General features: G+C 70.1%; 14 protein-coding genes and 1 pseudogene. 10 read left to right on the forward strand and 5 right to left on the reverse strand.

The annotated features are described in order from the left end of the window. Positions 1-99: 99 nt before the first annotated feature. Both ACZ6TI_RS44575 and ACZ6TI_RS44580 read right to left on the reverse strand, forming a co-directional pair. A complete protein-coding gene (locus tag ACZ6TI_RS44575) occupies positions 100-1,416 on the reverse strand; it encodes an NAD(P)/FAD-dependent oxidoreductase (protein WP_465351358.1) in 1,317 nt (438 codons plus the stop codon). A gap of 52 nt (positions 1,417-1,468) precedes the next feature. Next, positions 1,469-1,921: a nitroreductase/quinone reductase family protein gene (locus tag ACZ6TI_RS44580; RefSeq protein WP_465351359.1), complete on the reverse strand. Its 453-nt coding sequence runs from the start codon at positions 1,919-1,921 to the stop codon at positions 1,469-1,471. 187 nt (positions 1,922-2,108) lie between these two features. Here ACZ6TI_RS44580 and ACZ6TI_RS44585 point away from each other — a divergent pair, with 187 nt between their 5' ends. Further along, positions 2,109-3,152, forward strand: coding sequence for an alpha/beta fold hydrolase (locus ACZ6TI_RS44585; protein WP_465351360.1), 1,044 nt, complete (start codon positions 2,109-2,111; stop codon positions 3,150-3,152). Between the two features lie 64 nt (positions 3,153-3,216). Here the strand turns inward: ACZ6TI_RS44585 and ACZ6TI_RS44590 are convergent, their stop codons facing one another. Next, positions 3,217-3,777: an integrase core domain-containing protein gene (locus ACZ6TI_RS44590; RefSeq protein ID WP_465351361.1), complete on the reverse strand. Its 561-nt coding sequence runs from the start codon at positions 3,775-3,777 to the stop codon at positions 3,217-3,219. 169 nt (positions 3,778-3,946) lie between these two features. After that, entirely contained in the window at positions 3,947-4,357 is a 411-nt protein-coding gene (locus tag ACZ6TI_RS44595) for an integrase core domain-containing protein (RefSeq protein ID WP_465351362.1), read from the reverse strand. A gap of 68 nt (positions 4,358-4,425) precedes the next feature. Between ACZ6TI_RS44595 and ACZ6TI_RS44600 the strand changes: the two are divergent. From ACZ6TI_RS44600 to ACZ6TI_RS44620, 5 genes and pseudogenes are all read left to right on the forward strand, one after another. Then, a pseudogene (locus tag ACZ6TI_RS44600) lies at positions 4,426-4,749 on the forward strand (EAL domain-containing protein); the annotation flags it as partial. 149 nt (positions 4,750-4,898) lie between these two features. Next, complete coding sequence (locus ACZ6TI_RS44605) at positions 4,899-6,215, forward strand: Rieske 2Fe-2S domain-containing protein (RefSeq protein ID WP_465351363.1); 1,317 nt, start codon at positions 4,899-4,901, stop codon at positions 6,213-6,215. Beyond that, positions 6,208-7,713 (forward strand): glutamine synthetase family protein, encoded by a 1,506-nt coding sequence (locus ACZ6TI_RS44610; RefSeq protein ID WP_465351364.1) that lies wholly within the window; start codon positions 6,208-6,210, stop codon positions 7,711-7,713. Before ACZ6TI_RS44605 ends, ACZ6TI_RS44610 begins: the two co-directional genes overlap by 8 nt. Continuing rightward, a complete protein-coding gene (locus ACZ6TI_RS44615) occupies positions 7,691-9,136 on the forward strand; it encodes an aldehyde dehydrogenase family protein (RefSeq protein WP_465351365.1) in 1,446 nt (481 codons plus the stop codon). The genes ACZ6TI_RS44610 and ACZ6TI_RS44615 overlap by 23 nt, the downstream gene beginning before the upstream one ends. After that, a complete protein-coding gene (locus ACZ6TI_RS44620; protein WP_465351366.1) occupies positions 9,133-11,415 on the forward strand; it encodes an aminotransferase class V-fold PLP-dependent enzyme in 2,283 nt (760 codons plus the stop codon). The genes ACZ6TI_RS44615 and ACZ6TI_RS44620 overlap by 4 nt, the downstream gene beginning before the upstream one ends. On the opposite strand, the gene ACZ6TI_RS44625 is transcribed toward ACZ6TI_RS44620, so the two are convergent. Then, positions 11,405-12,082, reverse strand: coding sequence for a GntR family transcriptional regulator (locus ACZ6TI_RS44625; protein ID WP_465351367.1), 678 nt, complete (start codon positions 12,080-12,082; stop codon positions 11,405-11,407). The two genes, ACZ6TI_RS44620 and ACZ6TI_RS44625, sit on opposite strands and share 11 nt — an antisense overlap. A 137-nt stretch (positions 12,083-12,219) precedes the next feature. On the opposite strand from ACZ6TI_RS44625, the gene ACZ6TI_RS44630 reads away from it, so the two are divergent. From ACZ6TI_RS44630 to ACZ6TI_RS44645, 4 genes are all read left to right on the forward strand, one after another. Further along, positions 12,220-14,148: a primary-amine oxidase gene (locus ACZ6TI_RS44630; RefSeq protein WP_465351368.1), complete on the forward strand. Its 1,929-nt coding sequence runs from the start codon at positions 12,220-12,222 to the stop codon at positions 14,146-14,148. A gap of 92 nt (positions 14,149-14,240) precedes the next feature. Continuing rightward, on the forward strand, positions 14,241-15,887 hold the full coding sequence (locus tag ACZ6TI_RS44635; RefSeq protein WP_465351369.1) for an ABC transporter substrate-binding protein: 1,647 nt from the start codon (positions 14,241-14,243) through the stop codon (positions 15,885-15,887). Continuing rightward, entirely contained in the window at positions 15,880-16,761 is an 882-nt protein-coding gene (locus tag ACZ6TI_RS44640) for an ABC transporter permease (RefSeq protein WP_465351370.1), read from the forward strand. The genes ACZ6TI_RS44635 and ACZ6TI_RS44640 overlap by 8 nt, the downstream gene beginning before the upstream one ends. Beyond that, positions 16,758-17,858, forward strand: coding sequence for an ABC transporter permease (locus ACZ6TI_RS44645; RefSeq protein ID WP_465351371.1), 1,101 nt, complete (start codon positions 16,758-16,760; stop codon positions 17,856-17,858). The genes ACZ6TI_RS44640 and ACZ6TI_RS44645 overlap by 4 nt, the downstream gene beginning before the upstream one ends. Position 17,859: the final 1 nt, after the last annotated feature.

Below are 17,859 nucleotides of genomic sequence, written 5' to 3' on the forward strand. Positions count from 1 at the left end.
AAGAGGTCGGGCCGATATCAAACCCGGGGCGGTTCACCTGCCGGTCCATTGCGTTGCGGGATTAGCGAACACGCCGAGCCAACCGGGCAGATTTGTGGATTACCTGGGCGACGCAATCCTTGGCTGCCGTGACCGGTGCGAGCCCGGCCGTAGTACGAGCGTCGCCACGGCAGGTGCCAGCAACGTCCGGGGCGGGTCGACCAGCCCGGCGACTCTGAGGAACGCCCGCCCGAGCCGGGGATCATCTGCCGCGCCGGCGAACGACTTGGCAAGGTAGCGGTTGAGGACCCGAACCTGGACGGTGCGCCGACCCGCGACCGTCGGGAAGGCCAAATCGCCGCCTGTGGCCATGTTCCATGGTACGTCGACGATTCGGCCGATCTGCCGAAGGAATGCGACCGGCCGGGGTGTGGTGTGCCGCTCCAGGTGGGCGCGTAAGGTCAGCGCTTGCAACGCCGCCACGCTCATTCCTTGACCGTAGATGGGGTTGAAGGTGCACATTGCATCGCCGATCACCAGCAGGCCGTCAGGAAACACGGAAAGCCGTTCGTAGCGGTGTCGCACGCTCGCGGGGTGGCGGAACGCGACGGGCTGATCAAGCGGTTCTGCGTCGCGCAGGGCGTCTTTGATGTCCGGGAACTGCAGAGTGGCGGCGAAGCCGGTGAAGCCCGCGGGATCGGTCGGCGGGTGGTCGCCGAGGATCCCGAACAAGGTGACGAGGAAGCGGTCGTTCTCGATTACCGCGAGTGCTCCGCCCCGCGGGTGGTCGGGTGTCGGCGCGTTGAGGATCCCCAGACCTCCGTCGAGCAGTCCGGGAACCAGCCGGTAGGTCCGGGTGGCATACCCGATACCGATGTCGACACGATCCACCGGCGGACGCGGGTATCCGAGCATCTCGAGCCAGGTCGGGGTGCGAGAACCGCGGCCGGTGGCGTCCACGACCAGGTCTGCGGTCAGGGCCTGCTCCGCCGTGCCGTCGAGTCGTCGGACCACTCGCGCACCGGTGACGCGGCGGTTGTCGGATGTGGTGGTGAGTCCGGCGACATCGCATTGGTCCATGAACTGCACGGACGGCAGCATGCGCACTCGTGCCCGCAGGGCCGCCTCAAGCATCGGCCTGCTGGCTTGCAGCGCCAGCAGGCCCGACGGACCGGGTTGCAGTCGGTGATCCCCGAAGTAGGCCCGGAGGTCCTCCAGCAGGTCCCCCGCCGGGGCGCCGAGTCCGACCAATTCGGTTGTGAGACCGTCGAAGAGCTCCTCCAAAGCCTGCTGGCCTCCCGCGAGCAGCCCGTGAATGTGCCGTGATTGCGGCACCCCGCGACGGTGCGCTGCTCCATGCGGAAGCTCATCGCGCTCGACTATCACCACCTCGGCGTAGGCGTCGGAAAGTACCCGGGCAGCCAGCAGACCTGCCATGCTTCCGCCGAGCACCACGGCCCGATCACCAGCTGTGTGCACCACAACCTCCTCAGTCCGGTTGCGAGGGAAAGGGCCCGCGGCCTTCTGAAGGCGTCGTGGGTGATGCAACGGGCCACCGCTCAGGCTCGAGTGAGATCACGACGAGTGGTCCGGCGATCGCCTGTGGAGAACGGCGCCAACGAGCTGCGTACAGGTCGCGGGCCTGTTCCCATGCCGGTTCCTGTGCGGCGACGAGGTGGGCGGTGCCGTACCGGATTCGCCCGGCGGTCATCACCGTCACGGCGGTCGGCGTGGAGAAGTTGCGCCACCAGCCCGAACGCTGCACCTGCTGCGGCCGAATCACAAGACGCTCGCCTGCTCGGGCGTATTGCACGGGCAGGGCGTACTTCCGTCCAGTGCGCCGCCCGACGTAGTGCAGCTCGATGACCATCCCGCTGATAAGCCGATGGGCGCGAGAACGCAGCACGGCGAGCACCAGGCCGTTTCCCTGCGGCAGTTTCATGGTTCTCGTTGATGGCTATGGGGAGCAATACGCATGATTGCCGCCTTCGTTTGGTGTGCACCCGACGGTAGGGCGGCCGAAGCAGCGGCGGCATCGGTGCGGGCACGCATTCTCGCCGGAGGCGTTGGCGGCGAACACGTAGCCCACGGAAGCTCCCGGCGCAGCGCTTCGGGGATAGGGTGTCTCCGTGGCCGGCCAGCGAATCGGGTTCGCCACGGCCACGGATGGCGTCCGAATCGCCTACGCAGTCAGCGGCCGCGGCCCCGTCGTGGTGGTTGCGCCCCATTGGTTCTCACACCTCGAACTGGAGTGGGACAGCCCCGTCCGACGGCACTGGATCGCCGCCTTGTCCGCCGGCAACACCGTGATCAGGTACGACCTGCGCGGCACCGGTCTGTCCGACCGGGGAGTTGACGCCCAGTCGCTGGACCTATGGCTGGATGACCTCGCGGCCGTACTCGACGCGGCCGGCGTCGACCAATGCGCGTTGCTCGGGGTGTGTCAGGCCGGCCCGATCGCGGTCGCGTTCGCCGCGCGCCGTCCCGAACGCGTCCGCGCCCTCGTCCTCTATGGCACCTACGCCCGGTGCGGACCACTGGGCACCAGGCAGGACGCCGAAGTGCGCATGATCGACGCGATGGTACGGCCGGAGACGGACATGCCACGCGCGCTACGCGAGGTGTTCGCTCGGCTGCTACTGCCGGACGCCACCCCTGACGTGGTCACAGCGTTCGTGATGCTCCAGCAGGCCAGCGCGGCACCCGGCGACATGGCCCGGATCAACGCCGCGCACACCGCCGTAGATGTCACCGCAGAGGCCGCCAGAGTTACCGCACCGACGCTTGTGCTGCACCTGGACGAAGATGCGTTCGTGCCCTTCGAACAGGGCCGCATTCTCGCCGGGCTGATCCCGGGCAGCCAGTTCGTGCCACTGCAGGGGCGCAACCACGTACTGTCATCCGACGAGCCCGCCTGGTCACGGCTGCTCACGGAGGCGTCGGGCTTCCTCGGAGCCGACCATCGGGCCGCGGAAGAGGTCTCATTCACCGACCGCCAACGCGAGATCATCGGCCTTGTCGGTCAGGGCCGCGGCAACGAGGAGATCGCTGAGCGTCTTCACCTGTCGACGCGCACCGTCGAACGCCACTTGTCGAACATCTACGCAAGACTCGGCGTCAACGGCAGAGCGGCCCGCGCGGCAGCCGCCGTCGCGGCGCAACGGCTTTCTTGACCTCACGGCCGCGCACATGCCAAACCGGGCGCCGTGTACCTGCCGATAATGCCATCCGGGCAGCTCAGGCGGCGGGCTGGTACTCGCGGAGGATGCCGCCGAGGCGGTCACGTCGGTGGACGGTCAGGTGGGCGAGGCGATCCGGGTCAGTGATCGGTTCGGGTAATGGGACGAGCGGCCGGGCGCCGGCGATGCCCTGGTGTGACCTGTGCTCGTTGTAGAAGATCTCGAACTCGCGCAACGCGTGCAGTAGGTGCGGTTGGTTGAAGATCAGCGTCCGGTCCAGCAGTTCGCGGCGGCAGGTACGCACCCAGCGTTCCATGATCGAATTCATCCGGGGCATCTGGACGCCGCTGAGCACAACCATGATCCCCGCGTCGGCGAGGACAGCGTCGAACAAGGCCGGGTACTTGCCGTCACGGTCGCGGATCAGGTACTTCACCCGGCATCCCGCTTCTTCGATGTCCATCAACAGGTTGCGGGCGGTCTGGGTCACCCACGCGGCGCTCGGATGCGCAGTGGCGCCGAGGATCCGGATACGGCGGCTGCCGTGCTCAGTGACGGCCAGGACGTACATCCTCGTCCCGGTCAGGGTGATCGTCTCGATGAAGTCCGCGGCCAGCAATACGTCGGCCTGCGACCGCAGGAACTGCGACCAGGTGGTGGCGGCCCGCTCCGGGGCGGGGTCGATGCCTGCCTCTCGCAGGATTGCCCAGACCGTGGATGCGGCGACTTTCACTCCCAAGGTGAGCAGTTCCCCGTGTACCCCGTACCGTTCGAAAACCCGGTTTCGGCTACGCAGCCTGGGAGTACTCGCTGATCAGACCGTTGAGTACGCGTGTCCGGCGTAGCCGCACGGTGGCCAGATCCGTGACCGGGGTTGGGGACACATCCAGGGCTGGTGGGCGTTGCTCGCGGCCTTGATGGGGTCTGTGCTCGTTGTAGTGCCGGACGTATTCTTCGAGCGTGGCGAGCAGGTGCCGCGCGTTGTAGATCAGGATCCGGTCGAGGCACTCGCGGCGCACCGTGCGTACCGTGCGGCGTAGGCGTTCGCGCGGGGCGCCCGCGGCGGCGTCCGCACGATCTCGACGCTGCGGGTGCCGAAAACCTTGTCCGTCCTGGTCACGGGCGCTTTGAACGCTGAGATGGGATCGCCCTGCGGTGACGATCTCTCGCAACTCGTGGCCGAACTGCTGAACCGCCACGGTCTGCCGGCCGACGCCCTGACGGTCGAGATCACCGAGACGATGATGCTGACGACTCGGCGACAACCAGCAGCGTCCTCGACCAGCTCGCCGCGATCGGGGTCGAAGTATCGATCGACGACTACGGCACCCGCCACTCGACCCTCTCCCACCTGCGGCGGCTGCACACCGCCGGCGAGCTGAAACTCGACCGCTCGTTCATCGCCGACCTGCGGACCGGGCCGCGCTCGGCCGTCATCGTCCGGTCCACCATCGACCTGGCGCACGCGCTGGGCCTCACCGTCGTGGCCGAAGGCGTCGAGGACGCCGACACCCTCGCCCCCTGCGCGAGTGGAGTTGCGACCTCGCCCAGGGTTACCACATCGGCCGGCCCGCCCCAGCCTGCGACGTGACCAGCCACCTGAGCGCGGCGGTCCCCGCGCCGACCCAGTAGGCGATCGAGGGGCTACAGAGTCAATCGCCCGCGGCTCTGTACGACTGGACTCAGATATGCAAGAGTTGGATCCAATTTTGTGCATCATGGATACGTGGGAGCAGCGACGTGCTCAAGCAGGAGGACAACGACCTCGTCACCCGAAGCGGTCCCGGCACCCCGCTCGGTGGGCTGATGCGGGCCTACTGGCAGCCCGCCGCCCTGGTGTCGGAGATGTCCGCAGACCGCCCGGTCAAGCCGGTCCGGCTGCTCAGTGAAGATCTCGTGCTGTTCCGGCGCGATGACGGCGGCTGGGCCCTGCTCAGCCGGTTCTGCGCGCACCGCAGCGTCGACCTCGCCTACGGGCGCCTCGAGGACGGCGGCCTGCGCTGCCTCTATCACGGCTGGCTGTACGGCGCGGACGGCCGCTGCCGCGAGCAGCCCGCCGAGCCCGCGCACAGCCGGTTCGCCGACAAGATCCGGATCGCCAGCTACCCCTGCGTCGAGCGCAACGGCATCGTCTTCGCCTACCTCGGTGAGGGCGAGCCGCCGCCGTTCCCGCACTACGACTGCTTCCAGGCGCCGGAGGAGTACTCGTTCGCCTTCAAGGGTCTGTGGGAGTGCAACTGGCTGCAGGGCGTCGAGGGCGGCATCGACCCGAGCCACGTGTCCTTCCTGCACCGGTTCATCGCCGAGGACCCCCGTGAGGTGTACGGGCAGCAGTTCAGCGAGGTCGTCGAGGGCACCGGGCAGAAGCTCTCCAAGCTGGTGGGCAACAGTTACCGCCCGGACATCGAGGTGGAGCCCGCAGAGCACGGGTTGCGCGTCTTCGCCATCCGGAAGCTGACCGAGCAGATGCGCCACGTACGCATCACCAATCTGGTTTTCCCCAACGCGTTCGTGGTGCCGTTCGGCAACTCCAAGGTCTTCATGCAGTGGCACGTGCCGATCGATGACGAGAACCACTACTGGTACATGATCTTCTACGACTTCGCCGAGGAGACGGACCGGGAGACGTTGCTCGCTCAGCGCCTCGCCGAGGTCTCGCTGCCGGACTACCGTCCGCTGCGCAATCGCGCCAACAACTGGGGATACAGTCCGGCCGAGCAGCGCGATCTCACGTACACGGGGATGGGGCTGGACATCAACGTCCACGACCAGTGGGCCGTCGAGAGCATGGGCCGCATCCAGGACCGCACGGTCGAGCGGCTCGGCGTCTCGGACCGGGCGGTGACCGCGAACCGCCGCCTGCTGCTGCATGCGATCGAGACGTTCGAGTCCGGCGGGCCCCTGCCGGCCCGGGCGGTGGACGAGACGACCGCGGCGGCGCTGACCGGTCCGCTCACCGTCGACACCGTGGCGCCCAGCGAGACGTGGGAGCAGATCTGGCGCGAGCGCGAGGCCGAACGCCGCAAGAAATCGCCCTGGGCGGGTGGCCGTGGCTAACTTCGACGAACGGGCGATGGCCGACGGGGGCGGCGGCTCGAACGCCCGGCCGCTGCTGGCCGCGGAGCGCGGCGGTTTCGTCGACCGCCACCAGTTGTGGACCGACGCGCAGTACGCGGCCGCCGCCCAGATGCGCCGGGTGATCGACGAGCTGGGCCTGGAGATGGTCCGGTTCTCCTTCGCCGACCAGCACGGCGTGTTGCACGGCAAGACCCTGACCCGGGCCGCCCTGCCCGCGGCGTTGCGCTCGGGCGTCACCGCGCCGAGCTCGCTGCTGCTGAAGGACACCTCCGGCCGCTCGGTGTTCGCGGTCTTCAGCGCCGACACCGGGGTCGGCGTCGACGGCTTCACCGGTGCCGGCGACGTGGTGCTGGTGCCCGATCCGACGACCTTCCGGGTGCTGCCCTGGGCGCCGCGCACCGGGTGGGTGCTCTGCGATCTGCGTTTCCCGGATGGGTCCGGCGTGCCATTCTGCACCCGGAGCATCCTGCGCGACCAGCTCGCCCTGCTGGACCAGGCTGGTTTCGCGATGACGGTCGGCGTCGAACTGGAGTTCCACGTGTTCCGCGCGTCCGAGGCCACGATGACCGACGACCGGGCGGGTGTGCCGGGCGCGCCGGGCCGGGCGCCACTGGTCGGCCCGGTCAGCACCGGCTCGCAGCTGCTGCTGGAGGACGGCCTGGACCGGATCGACGGCCTGGCCCAGGATCTGCGTAGCGGGCTGCACGCGCTCGATCTGCCGCTGCGCTCGGTCGAGCTCGAGTTCGGCCCCAACCAGCTGGAGATCACGCTGCAGGCCGCGAACGCCGCACGGGCTGCCGACGACGTGATCCTGACCCGGTCGGCGGTGCGGCAGCTGGCCCGGCGCAGCGGCCACCACGCCACGTTCATGGCCCGTCCGGCCGGTCCGTCGGTCGTCTCCGCGGGCTGGCATCTGCACCAGTCGCTGCGCGACGTCAAGACCGGCAATGCGGCCTTCGACGGAATGTCCGAGACGGCGCGGCAGTATCTGGGCGGGTTGCTCGCCCATGCCCGGGGCGCGACGGCGTTCACCACGCCGACGGTCAACGGCTACAAGCGCTATCGCGCCTTCTCTCTGGCCCCGGACCGGGTCTGTTGGGGCGTGGACAACAAGGGTGCGATGGTGCGGGTGGCGGGGCTCGAGCAGGATTCCGGCGTACGCCTGGAGAACCGCTGCGGCGAACCGGCCGCCAACCCCTATCTGTACGTCGCGTCCCAGGTGATCAGCGGGCTGGACGGCATCCGCAACGACCTCGATCCGGGTCCGCCGGTCACCGACCCGTACGCGGCGGACGCCACCTCGCTGCCTGGCTCGCTCGGTGACGCGGTGGACGCGCTCGTGGCGGACCCGGTCTTCGCCGAAGCGCTCGGGCCGGAGGTCGTGGCGTGGTACGCCCGGCTCAAGCGCGAGGAGTTCGCCCGCTATCTCGCACACGTCTCGGATTGGGAGCAGCGTGAGTATTTCGATCTCTTCTGAGGAGCCGTTCCTGATCGACGGCGAGTGGGTGGCGCCCGGCGACCGCGAGACGTTCGCGGTCACCGACCCGGCCACCGGCGGCGAGCTGACCCGGGTGGCCCAGGCGACCGCCGCGGATGTGGACGCGGCGGTGGCGGCGGCCGGCCGGGCGTACGCCGACCGGCGCTGGAGTGGCCTGCCTCCGCTGGAGCGCACCCGGGTGCTGACCCGGATCGCCGACCTGATCGAGGCGAACCTCGAGGAGCTGGCCGTCCTGGAGACCAGGGACAACGGCAAGCCGATCGAGCGCTCCCGGGCCGACACCGCGTTCAGCGCCAAGGATTTCCGGCACTTCGCGGGCGCGCCGGGCCGGCTGACCGGCACGGTGGTGCCGATCGACGGCGGCGCCCATCACGCGTACACAGTGCTCGAGCCGGTCGGCGTGGTGGCGCTGGTGCTGCCGTGGAACTTCCCGATCATGACCGCCGCGCACAAGCTGGCGCCGGCACTCGCGGCCGGCTGCCCGGTGGTGGTCAAGCCGGCCGAGCAGACCCCGCTGACCATGCTCAAGCTGGCCGCCCTCTGCGCCGAGGCGGGTTTGCCGGACGGCGTGCTGAACGTGCTCACCGGCGACGGCGAGGTCGGCGCCGCGCTGGTCGCCCACCCGGGCGTGGCAAAGGTGTCCTTCACCGGCTCCACGGAGGTGGGCCGGCTCGTGATGACCTCGGCCGCGGCCACGACCAAGCGGCTGACCCTCGAGCTGGGCGGCAAGAGCCCGAACATCGTGTTCGCCGACGCCGACTTGGATGCGGCGGTGACCACCGCGATGCGCGCGTCGTTCGGCCACTCCGGGCAGATGTGCACGGCTGGCAGCCGTCTTCTGGTGCAACGATCGATCGCCGGCGAGATGGTGGAGCGGCTGTCCGAGGCGACCCGCCGGGTGCCGATGGGCAACGGGCTGGACGGCGGTGTCTCGGTCGGTCCGCTGATCTCCGAGGAACAGCGGCAGCAGGTGCTCGGATTCATCCGCAAGGGCGTCAAGGAGGGCGCGACCCTGGCGGTCGGCGGCGACGTTCCCGACCGGCCCGGATTCTTCGTGGCGCCGACGCTGTTCACCGGGGTCACCAACGACATGGTCATCGCGCGCGAGGAGATCTTCGGTCCGGTAGCCGGCGTGATCACCTTCGATGACGAGGCGGAGGCGCTCGCGATCGCCAACGACACCGCGTACGGCCTGGCGGCGGGGGTGTGGACGCGGGATCTGTCGCGGGCGCACCGGATGGCGTCGGCGCTGCACTGCGGCACGGTGTGGGTGAACACCTACAACATTTTCGACCCGGCGATGTCCTTTGGCGGAGTCGGCGACTCCGGCCTCGGCAAGGATCTCGGCGACGAGGCGCTGCACGGGTTCTGCGAGCGCAAGGGCGTGGTGATCGCCCTGTGAACGTCGACGTCCAACGGCTCCGGGACGTCACCCCTGGCCTCCGGCACGCGCGGCACCTCAACGCCGCGGGCGCCGCGCTGCCCAGCGAGGCGGTGCTCGGCGCGATCGTCGACCACCTGCGGCTCGAGTCTCGGGTCGGCGGGTACGAAGCGGCCGAGGCCGCCCGGGACCGCCACGACGCCGTGTACGCGTCGGCCGCCGGCCTGCTCGGCGCCGGACCCGCCGACATCGCTCTGCTGGAGAGCGCCACGATCGGCTGGCAACGGGCGGTGGACGCACTGGCGCCGCCGCCGGGCAGCCGGATCCTCGCCGGGGCGTCCAGCTATGTCAGCGCCGCCCTGCATCTGCTGGAGCTTCAGCGCAGCCACGGCGTCACCGTCGAGGTGCTGCCGGTGGACGCGGCCGGGCGTACCGATCTGGACGCCCTCGCGGAGGCGCTGCGGACGCCGGCCGCGCTGGTCACGGTCGCGCACGTGCCGACCTCCTCGGGCCTGGTCGAGCCGGTCGGGGAGATCGGCGCGCTCACCTCGGCGGCCGGCGTGCCGCTGCTGTTGGACGCCACCCAGTCGATCGGCCAGCTGCCGCTCGACGTGACATCCGACCACGTGGACATCGCGGTGGGCACCGGTCGCAAGTTCGTGCGCGGCCCGCGCGGCACCGGCCTGCTCTATGTGAGCCCGGCGATGCGCAAGCGGATGCGGCCGATCCACCCCGATGTCCGCGCGGCCCGGTGGCACGCCGACGGCACCTATGAGATCGAACCGGGCGCCCGCCGATACGAGACCTGGGAGACCTCGCACGCGCTGCGTCTCGGGCTGGGCGTCGCGCTCGACGAGGCGCTCGCGCTCGGTGTGCCGGAGATCCACCGGCACATCGCCGCCCTGGCCCGGTATCTGCGCTCCACCCTGGATGGTCTGCCCGGGATCCGGGTGACGGATCCGGCGGCGGCCGCGGCCGGCATCGTCACGTTCGTCAAGGACGGGGAGGCCCCGCGGGACACGGTCGTGCGGCTGCGCGCAGCCGGGGTCCACGTCGCCCAGGTGCCGGCCGGGCATGGGCAGTGGGACCTCGGCCGGCGCGGGCTCGACGCGGTCGTGCGCGCGTCGGTGCACGTCTACAACGACAAGAACGACGTGGCCGCGCTGGCCGAAGCCCTCACCGGAGGCCGGCGTTGGCCCGTCTCGAGGCGACCGGGGGACCGGGCGGATGTGATCGTCGTGGGCGCCGGCATCCACGGCAGCGCCGCCGCCTGGCAACTGGCCGGTCGCGGGGCCCGGGTGATCCAGGTGGACCGCTTTCCCGACGGGCACACCGAAGGGTCGTCGCACGGCCTCACCCGGATGATCCGGCGGGCCTATCCCACGGATTTCTGGGACGGGCTGGTCGACCGGGCGTACGCCGCGTGGGACGACCTCGGCGCCGCCGCCGGCACCAGCCTGGTGACCACCACCGGCGGCCTGTACGCCCGCCCCGGCGCCGGTGGGCTGCGCGGCCCCGGGTGCCGTCCGGTCGGCGCCGGGGAGGCCGCCCGCCTCTTCCCGGGCCTGCGCCTGGATCCGGGCTGGACCGCGTTGTTCGACCCGGCCGCGGGCATCATCGACGCGGCGGCCGCGATGCGCTGCCTGCGTGAGCTGGCGGCGGCCGGTGGCGTCGACCGCCGGCCGGGGACCGCGGTCAAGGCCTGGACCGCGGACGGCGGCGGGGTCCGGGTGAGCACCGGCGACGGCGAGCTGACCGCGGACCGGCTGGTGGTCTGCGCGGGACCGTGGACGTCGAGCCTGCTGCCGGGCTTCGCACCGCTGCTGAACGTCGTCCGGATCGTCAACGTCTTCGTTCGCGAGCAGCAGGCGCTCGAGCTCGGCGCGTTCTCCGTCGACGTGCCGGACGTTGGGCTGCTCTACGGCCTGCCGGCGGTCGGCGGCAGCGCGCTCAAGGTCGGTCTCGACCACGGTCCGGCCGACGATCCGGGGCAGCCGCAGCGCCCGCCCACGGCGGCCGAGATCGACCTGCTGGCCGGGCTGGCACGGCGCTTCCTGCCCGGCACCGACGGCACCGTCGTGGACGCGATCGCCTGCCGGTACACGATGGCGCCACGCAACCGCTTCGCCGTCGGCGAGCTTCCCGGCACCCCGCAGGTGCTGGTCGCGGCGGCCTGCTCGGGGCACGGCTTCAAGTTCGGCCCGGCGATCGGGGCGGCGCTGGCCGACCTGGCGACCGGTGTGCCGCGGCCCGACCTGGACGCGCTCTCCCCCGCCGCGCTGGGAGTGATCAACCCTTGAAGACCGTCGCGGACCGTCGCTCGTACCACCGCGCCAGCTGCTCACCGGCGCTGATCACGTGCGCCTGCATCTCACGCCGGGCCAGGTCGGCGTCCTCCGCCTCGAGGGCCGCGATGATGCGCTCGTGCTCGGCGAAGTTGTCCTCGCGGTGCCGGGGGTTGTCCCGCAGCACCAGGGCGGAGACGTTCCGCGGGAATGCCCCGTTGATCTCCTTGATCACCTTGGCCAGCCGTTCGTTCCCGGAAACGCCGTGAATCAGCGTGTGGAACTCGTCGTTGGCCATCGTGCTGGAGCCGTCCGGCCGGATCGCGCCCGGGCGGAGGGACTCGTTGGCCGTACGCAGCCCGGCGAGGCCCTCGCGGGTGATCCGGGCGACGGCCCGCCGGCAGGCGAGGCCCTCGAGCTCGGCGCGCACCTCGTACGTCTCCCGGACCTCCCACGGCGCCGGAACCCGCACCACCGCGCCCCGGTGCGGAACGACCTCGATCAGGCCGCCGGTCTGCAGCTGGCGCAGTGCCTCGCGCACCGGCGTGCGACTGATGCCGAGCGCCTTGGCCAGCTCGGCCTGGCGCAGCTGCGCACCGATCGGGATGTCGCCGGACATGATCCGGGCCCGGATCGCCGCCGCTGTCTCGTCGACGAGCGCGCTTCCCCGGGGTGCGTCCACTGTGACCTCAGATCCGGTCGTAGGTGCTAGCACGATAGCAAGCCACGCTCTCTGTATTTGGATCCAATAACTATTCCGCGGGATCCAAAAGTATCGTACGTTGCATCTACCCGGGAAGACCGTGAGGGAGGAGCACCATGAATTGCCATCCGACCTCGGGCGCGCCCGCCGGCCGGCAGCATCCGCTGGATCCGCCGACCGCCGCCGAGATCTCCGCGGCCGTCGCCGCCGCCCGCGCCGATGGCCGGCTCGGCGAGCAGACCCGCTTCTGGGGCGTCTACCTGGATGAGGACCACGCCCGCGCGGTGGCCGCCGGCGCCTCGCCGGCCGGCGAGGTCAGGCTCGGGCTGGTCGCCATGGACCGCGACCACGCATGGGAGATCGACGTTTCGATCAGCGGCGCGGAGAGCCGGTGCCTCGACTGGCAGCCGGTCGACCCGCGCCGCCCCGGCATCACCTCGGTCGAGGCGCGGGCCGCCGCCCAGGCCTGCCGGGAGAGCCCGCTGTTCCGGGCGGCCCTGGTCAAGCGAGGCATCCACGACGTGTCGCTGGTGATGATCGACGCCGAGTCGATGGGCGGGTTCGAGCCGGAGCGGTACAAGGACCGGCGGATCACCTGGGGCACGGTCTGGCACCGCACCACCGAGGACGACAACGGGTACGCACGCCCGGTGCAGGGCGTCGTCCCGATCATCGACATGCAGACCATGGAGGTGCTCGAGGTCGAGGATCACGGGCTCGTGCCGCTGTCCGAGGAGGCCGGGCCGTTGCGTCGTGACGGCTGGGGCGCCGACCGGGCGGGCCTCAAGCCGCTCGAGGTGGTGCAGAGCGAGGGGCCCAGTTTCACCGTGGCCGGCCGGCGAGTGGACTGGCAGGGCTGGACGTTCCGGCTCGGCTTCACCCACCGCGAGGGCCTGGTGCTCCACGACCTGACCTTCCAGGGCCGCCCGATCCTCAAGCGCGCCGCCTGCAACGAGATGTATGTGCCGTACCTGGACAGCAACTCCACGCAGTACCGGAAGAACTTCTTCGACTGGGGTGAGTACGGCGCCGGCCCGCTCACCAACTCGCTGGCGCTGGGCTGCGACTGCCTGGGCGTCATCCACTACTTCGACGCCACCGTGCTCGGCGGCGACGGGACGCCGGTGGAGATCCCGCAGGCGATCTGCATGCACGAGGAGGACGCCGGGATCCTCTGGAAGCACAACGATCTGCGCCGCGGTGTGAGCGAGGTCCGCCGCAGCCGGCGCCTGATCGTCTCCAACTTCCAGACCGTCGCCAACTACGACTACGGCTTCTACTGGTCACTGCATCAGGACGGACGGATCGAGCTCGAGGTCAAGCTCACCGGCATCCTCAGCGCGTCGGGCATCGTGGAGGGCGACGAGGTCCCGTACGGCCGGGTCGTCTCCTCCCGCGTGCAGACGCCGACCCACCAGCACTACTTCGGCATCCGCCTGGACACGGCGGTCGACGGCGACCTCAACCGGCTGGTCGAGGAGCACGCCGAGGCCGAGCCGGATCCGGCCCTGAACCCGTACGGCAATGCCGTGCGCAACGTACGCACCGCGTTCACCCGCGAGTCCGAGGCGGCCCGGCGGACCGATCCGTCAATCGCCCGGCACTGGCGGGTGGAGAGCGCCGACCAGCGCAATCGTTACGGCGAGCCGACCGCATATCGGCTCCAGATCAAGAACACCACGCGCTCGTTCGGCCGGCCGGACTCGGTGATGCACCGCCGCGCGCCCTTCATCCATCAGCATCTGTGGGCGACACCGTACGACCCGGACGAGAAATTCATCGGGGGTCAGTACCCAAACCACGCCGAGCCCGGCGAGGACGGCGTGCAGGTGTGGCAGCTGCAGGACCGCTCGATCGACGGCGTTCCCCTGGTGCTGTGGCCGGTCCTCGGGGTGCATCACCGGCCCCGACCCGAACAGTGGCCGGTCATGCCGGTGGAGAGCATCCATCTGTCCTTCGAGCCAGACGGCTTCTTCGACCGGAGCCCGGTCATGGACATCCCGGACCCCGCTGTCGCCGCCGGCGACGACAACTGCTGCTCGTAACACGGACGTATTCAGCTTGAGACTCCAATGGCACCAACATTGGATCCAATTTGATTGAAATCACATCCACTCCGGGACTAGGAGTACCCACCATGACGGACTCTCTCGGAACCACATCACTGTCCCGACGATCCCTACTACGCGGCGGCGCCCTGCTCGGCATGGGCGCCGGACTGGGACTGAGCGGCCTGCTCAGCGCCTGCGGGGTGGCCGCCGACGACGACAAGGACGGCGGCGGCGAGGGCGGCCGCAGCGGCGGCACGCTGACCCTCGCGGTGGATGGCACCAGCGCCGTCATCGACCCCGCCTTCTACACCACCCTGGGCGACTGGATGGCGGTCGACTGCATCTACCGCGGATTGACCTTCATCCCGTTCGACTCCACCGAGCCGCAGCCGGACCTGGCCGAGAGCTGGGATCTGTCCGCCGACAAGCTCACGTACACGTTCAAGTTGCGCCAGGGCGTCACGTTCCACGACGGCGCCATGTTCACCTCGGCCGACGTGCTGGCCAGCCTCGGCCGCCAGTTCAACCAGAACGACAAGACGCTCCCCGAGGGTGCGTCCCGGCCACTGAACAGCGTCGGCAAGAACGTGGACAGCCTGACCGCCCCGGACCCGAACACGGTCGTGCTGAAGCTCAAGTCGCCGGACGCCACCGTGCTCGCCCGCCTCTCCGACATCGGCGGGCGCATCCTGTCCAAGGCTGCCCTGGACCAGAGCGGCAAGGACATCGGCAAGGCTCCGGTCGGCACCGGCCCGTTCAAGTTCGCGTCGGCCACCAGCGGCCAGTCCGTCGTGCTGGAGGCGTTCGACGGCTTCCGGCTCGGCAAGCCACCGATCGACAGGCTGGTGCTGCAGCAGGTCCAGGACCCGTCGACGATCGTCAGCTCGCTGATCTCCGGCGACATCGGCGGTACCCAGTTCACGCCGTACTCGGCCCTCGACCAGCTGCGCAAGAACCCCGCGGTGACGGTGCACCAGACGCCGTACAGCTTCGACGCCATCATGCTGATCGACGCGCGGCGGATCAAGGAACTCGAGGTCCGCCAGGCGATCAACCTGGCGGTCGACCGCGAGCAGATCCTGGCGCAGGCGTTCTCCGGCGCGGGCGCGCTGCCGGTCGGGTACGCGATCCCGCCGTCGCAACCGGGACACGACCCGAAGCTCGCCGATCTGAGCACCCGGAACCTCGACGAGGCCAAGCGTCTCATCCAGGCCGCCGGTGCGAACGGCCGCACCGTCCGGCTGATGGCGGCCAGCGACAGCTGGCACCCGAAGGCAGCCCAGATCGTCGCGCAGAACCTCACCGACATCGGTCTCAAGGTGGTCACCGACTCGGCCGACCCGGCCAGTTACTTCGGCCGGGTGATCGATCCCAAGGACGAGTACCACGACCTGATGATCTGGGAACGGAACTCGTACGTGCCCGACCCGGACAACATGATCGGGTCGATGGGCATGCCGGCCGGCGTCTACGGCGACTTCGCCACCGGATTCGCCACGCTGCCGGGCGCGGACGCGTACGCCGGCGAGCTCTCCGCGGCCAAGAACCTGCCGAATGGGCCCGAGCGTACCGCCAAGTACTCCGAGATCCAGCGGAACTTCGCCGAGAAGTACATGGTGCTGTCGATGCTGGCGTATTCCTGCAATCCGGTGGTCACCGGGGCGAAGGTGAAAGGCGTGAACGTCGCCGCCCTCGGTTCGCACCGTTGCTTCATGGAGAAGGCGAGTGTCTGACCAAGCCCGGCGTCTGCGGCCGGCACGGGCCGGAGCGATGCGAGCCGCGTACGCCCGGCGCCGCGTCGCCCGGTCGGTGCCGGCCGCGGTGTCCTGGGGGGTGGCCGGCCTGTTCGTGCTGATCGCCCTGATCGGCCCGCTGCTGGTAGGCGCCGACCCGGCCCGGCAGACGGCCGGCGCGCTGCTGCCACCGGGCTCGGCCGGACATCTGCTCGGCACCGACGACCTGGGCCGCGACATGCTGGCCCGGATGGTCTACGGCGCCCGGCCGCTGCTGCTCGTCGCGTTTCTGGCGACCGCGCTGGCCGCGCTGTCCGGCGTGACGATCGGGCTGGTCGCCGGCTTCTACGGCAGGCGGGTCGAGTGGGTGCTCATGCGGTTGATGGACCTGGCCCTGGCGTTCCCGTCGATGCTACTGATCATCCTGGTCGTCTCGGCCTGGCGGCCGGGCGTGCCGAGCCTCGTTGTCGGCGTCGGCGCCGCGCTGGCACCCGGTCTGGCCCGGCTCGCCCGGGCGCTGGCGGCACGGGAAGCCGGCCGCGACTATGTGCTCGCGGCCCGCCTCGGCGGCACCCGTGCGCCTCGGATCATCGCGCAGGAGGTGCTGCCGAACGTCGCCGGACCGCTGCTGGCGCAGGTGGTGATGACGCTGTCGGTGGCGGCCGGGTTCGCCGCCGGCCTCTCCTACCTCGGGCTCGGCATCCAGCCGCCGACACCGGATTGGGGTTACATGGTCCAGGCCGGCCAGGAATTCCTCTACACCGCGCCGCGGCTCGTGGTGCTGCCCGCCGCGGCCACGCTGATCTTCGTGGTGGCCTGCAACTTCGCCGGCGACGACCTGCGCGACGCCCTCGACCCCCGCAGCGCGTCATGACCACGACACCCGCGCTGCCGACGGTCACCCCCGGGTCGGCCGGCCGTTCCGTGCGGCAGCGCCTCGGCACCCCGTGGCTGATCGTCCGCCGGCTGCTGGCCGTACCCATCGTGCTGTTCTTCCTCTCCAGCATCGTCTTCCTGGCCATGCGCCTGCTGCCCGGCTCCCCCGCCTCCTCGCTCGCCGCGGGCGGCGCCACCGGGGACAGCACCGCCGCCGAGATCACCCGCAACCAGGCGCGGATCAACGAGGCGCTCGGGCTCGACAAGTCGCTGTTCCAGCAGTACGCCGACTTCCTGCACGACCTGGTGACGCTCGACCTCGGCACCTCGTTCTTCGGCGGGTCCAAGGTGACGACCCTGCTCGCCGGCGGGTTACCGGCCACCATCGAGCTGACCGTCGCCGCGATGCTGATCGCGATCGTGCTCGGACTGGTCACCGGCGCGATCGCGGCGTTGCGTAAGGACACCTGGGTGGACAGCCTCACCCGCACCGTCGGCACCATCGGGTTCTCGTTGCCGTGGTTCGCCCTCGGGGTGCTCGGCATCGTGGTGTTCGGCGTGTGGCTGGGCTGGCTGCCGGTGCTCGGCCGGCTGCCCAACCAGCTCGACTACCGCCCGTTCACCAACTTCGTGCTGCTCGACGCCATCCTGCAGGACCGGCCGGAGCTCGTCTTGCCGTGGCTGAAACATCTGATCCTGCCCGCCGCCACGCTCGCGCTGTCGATGGCCGGCTTCATCACCCGCATCGTGCGGGCCTCGGTCCTTGAGGTGCTCGGCGACGACTTCGTGCGTACGGCCCGGATGAAGGGCCTGTCCCCCGGCCAGATCCTGCGCCGGCACGTGCTGCGCAACTCGTCGTTGCCCATCGTGACCGTGCTCGGTCTGCAGTTCGGCTCACTGCTCGGCGGCTCGCTTATCACCGAGACGGTGTTCAGCTATCCCGGCGTCGGCAACATGCTGACTAACGGCATCCTGCAGCGCGACTACCCGGTGGTGCAGGGCTCGGCGCTCGCCATCGCCCTGCTGTTCACCCTGGTCAACGTCCTGGTCGACCTGCTCTATCTGGTCCTGGATCCCCGGCTGCGAAAGGCCTGAA

It is taken from the genome of Actinoplanes sp. NPDC051388 (assembly GCF_055586225.1).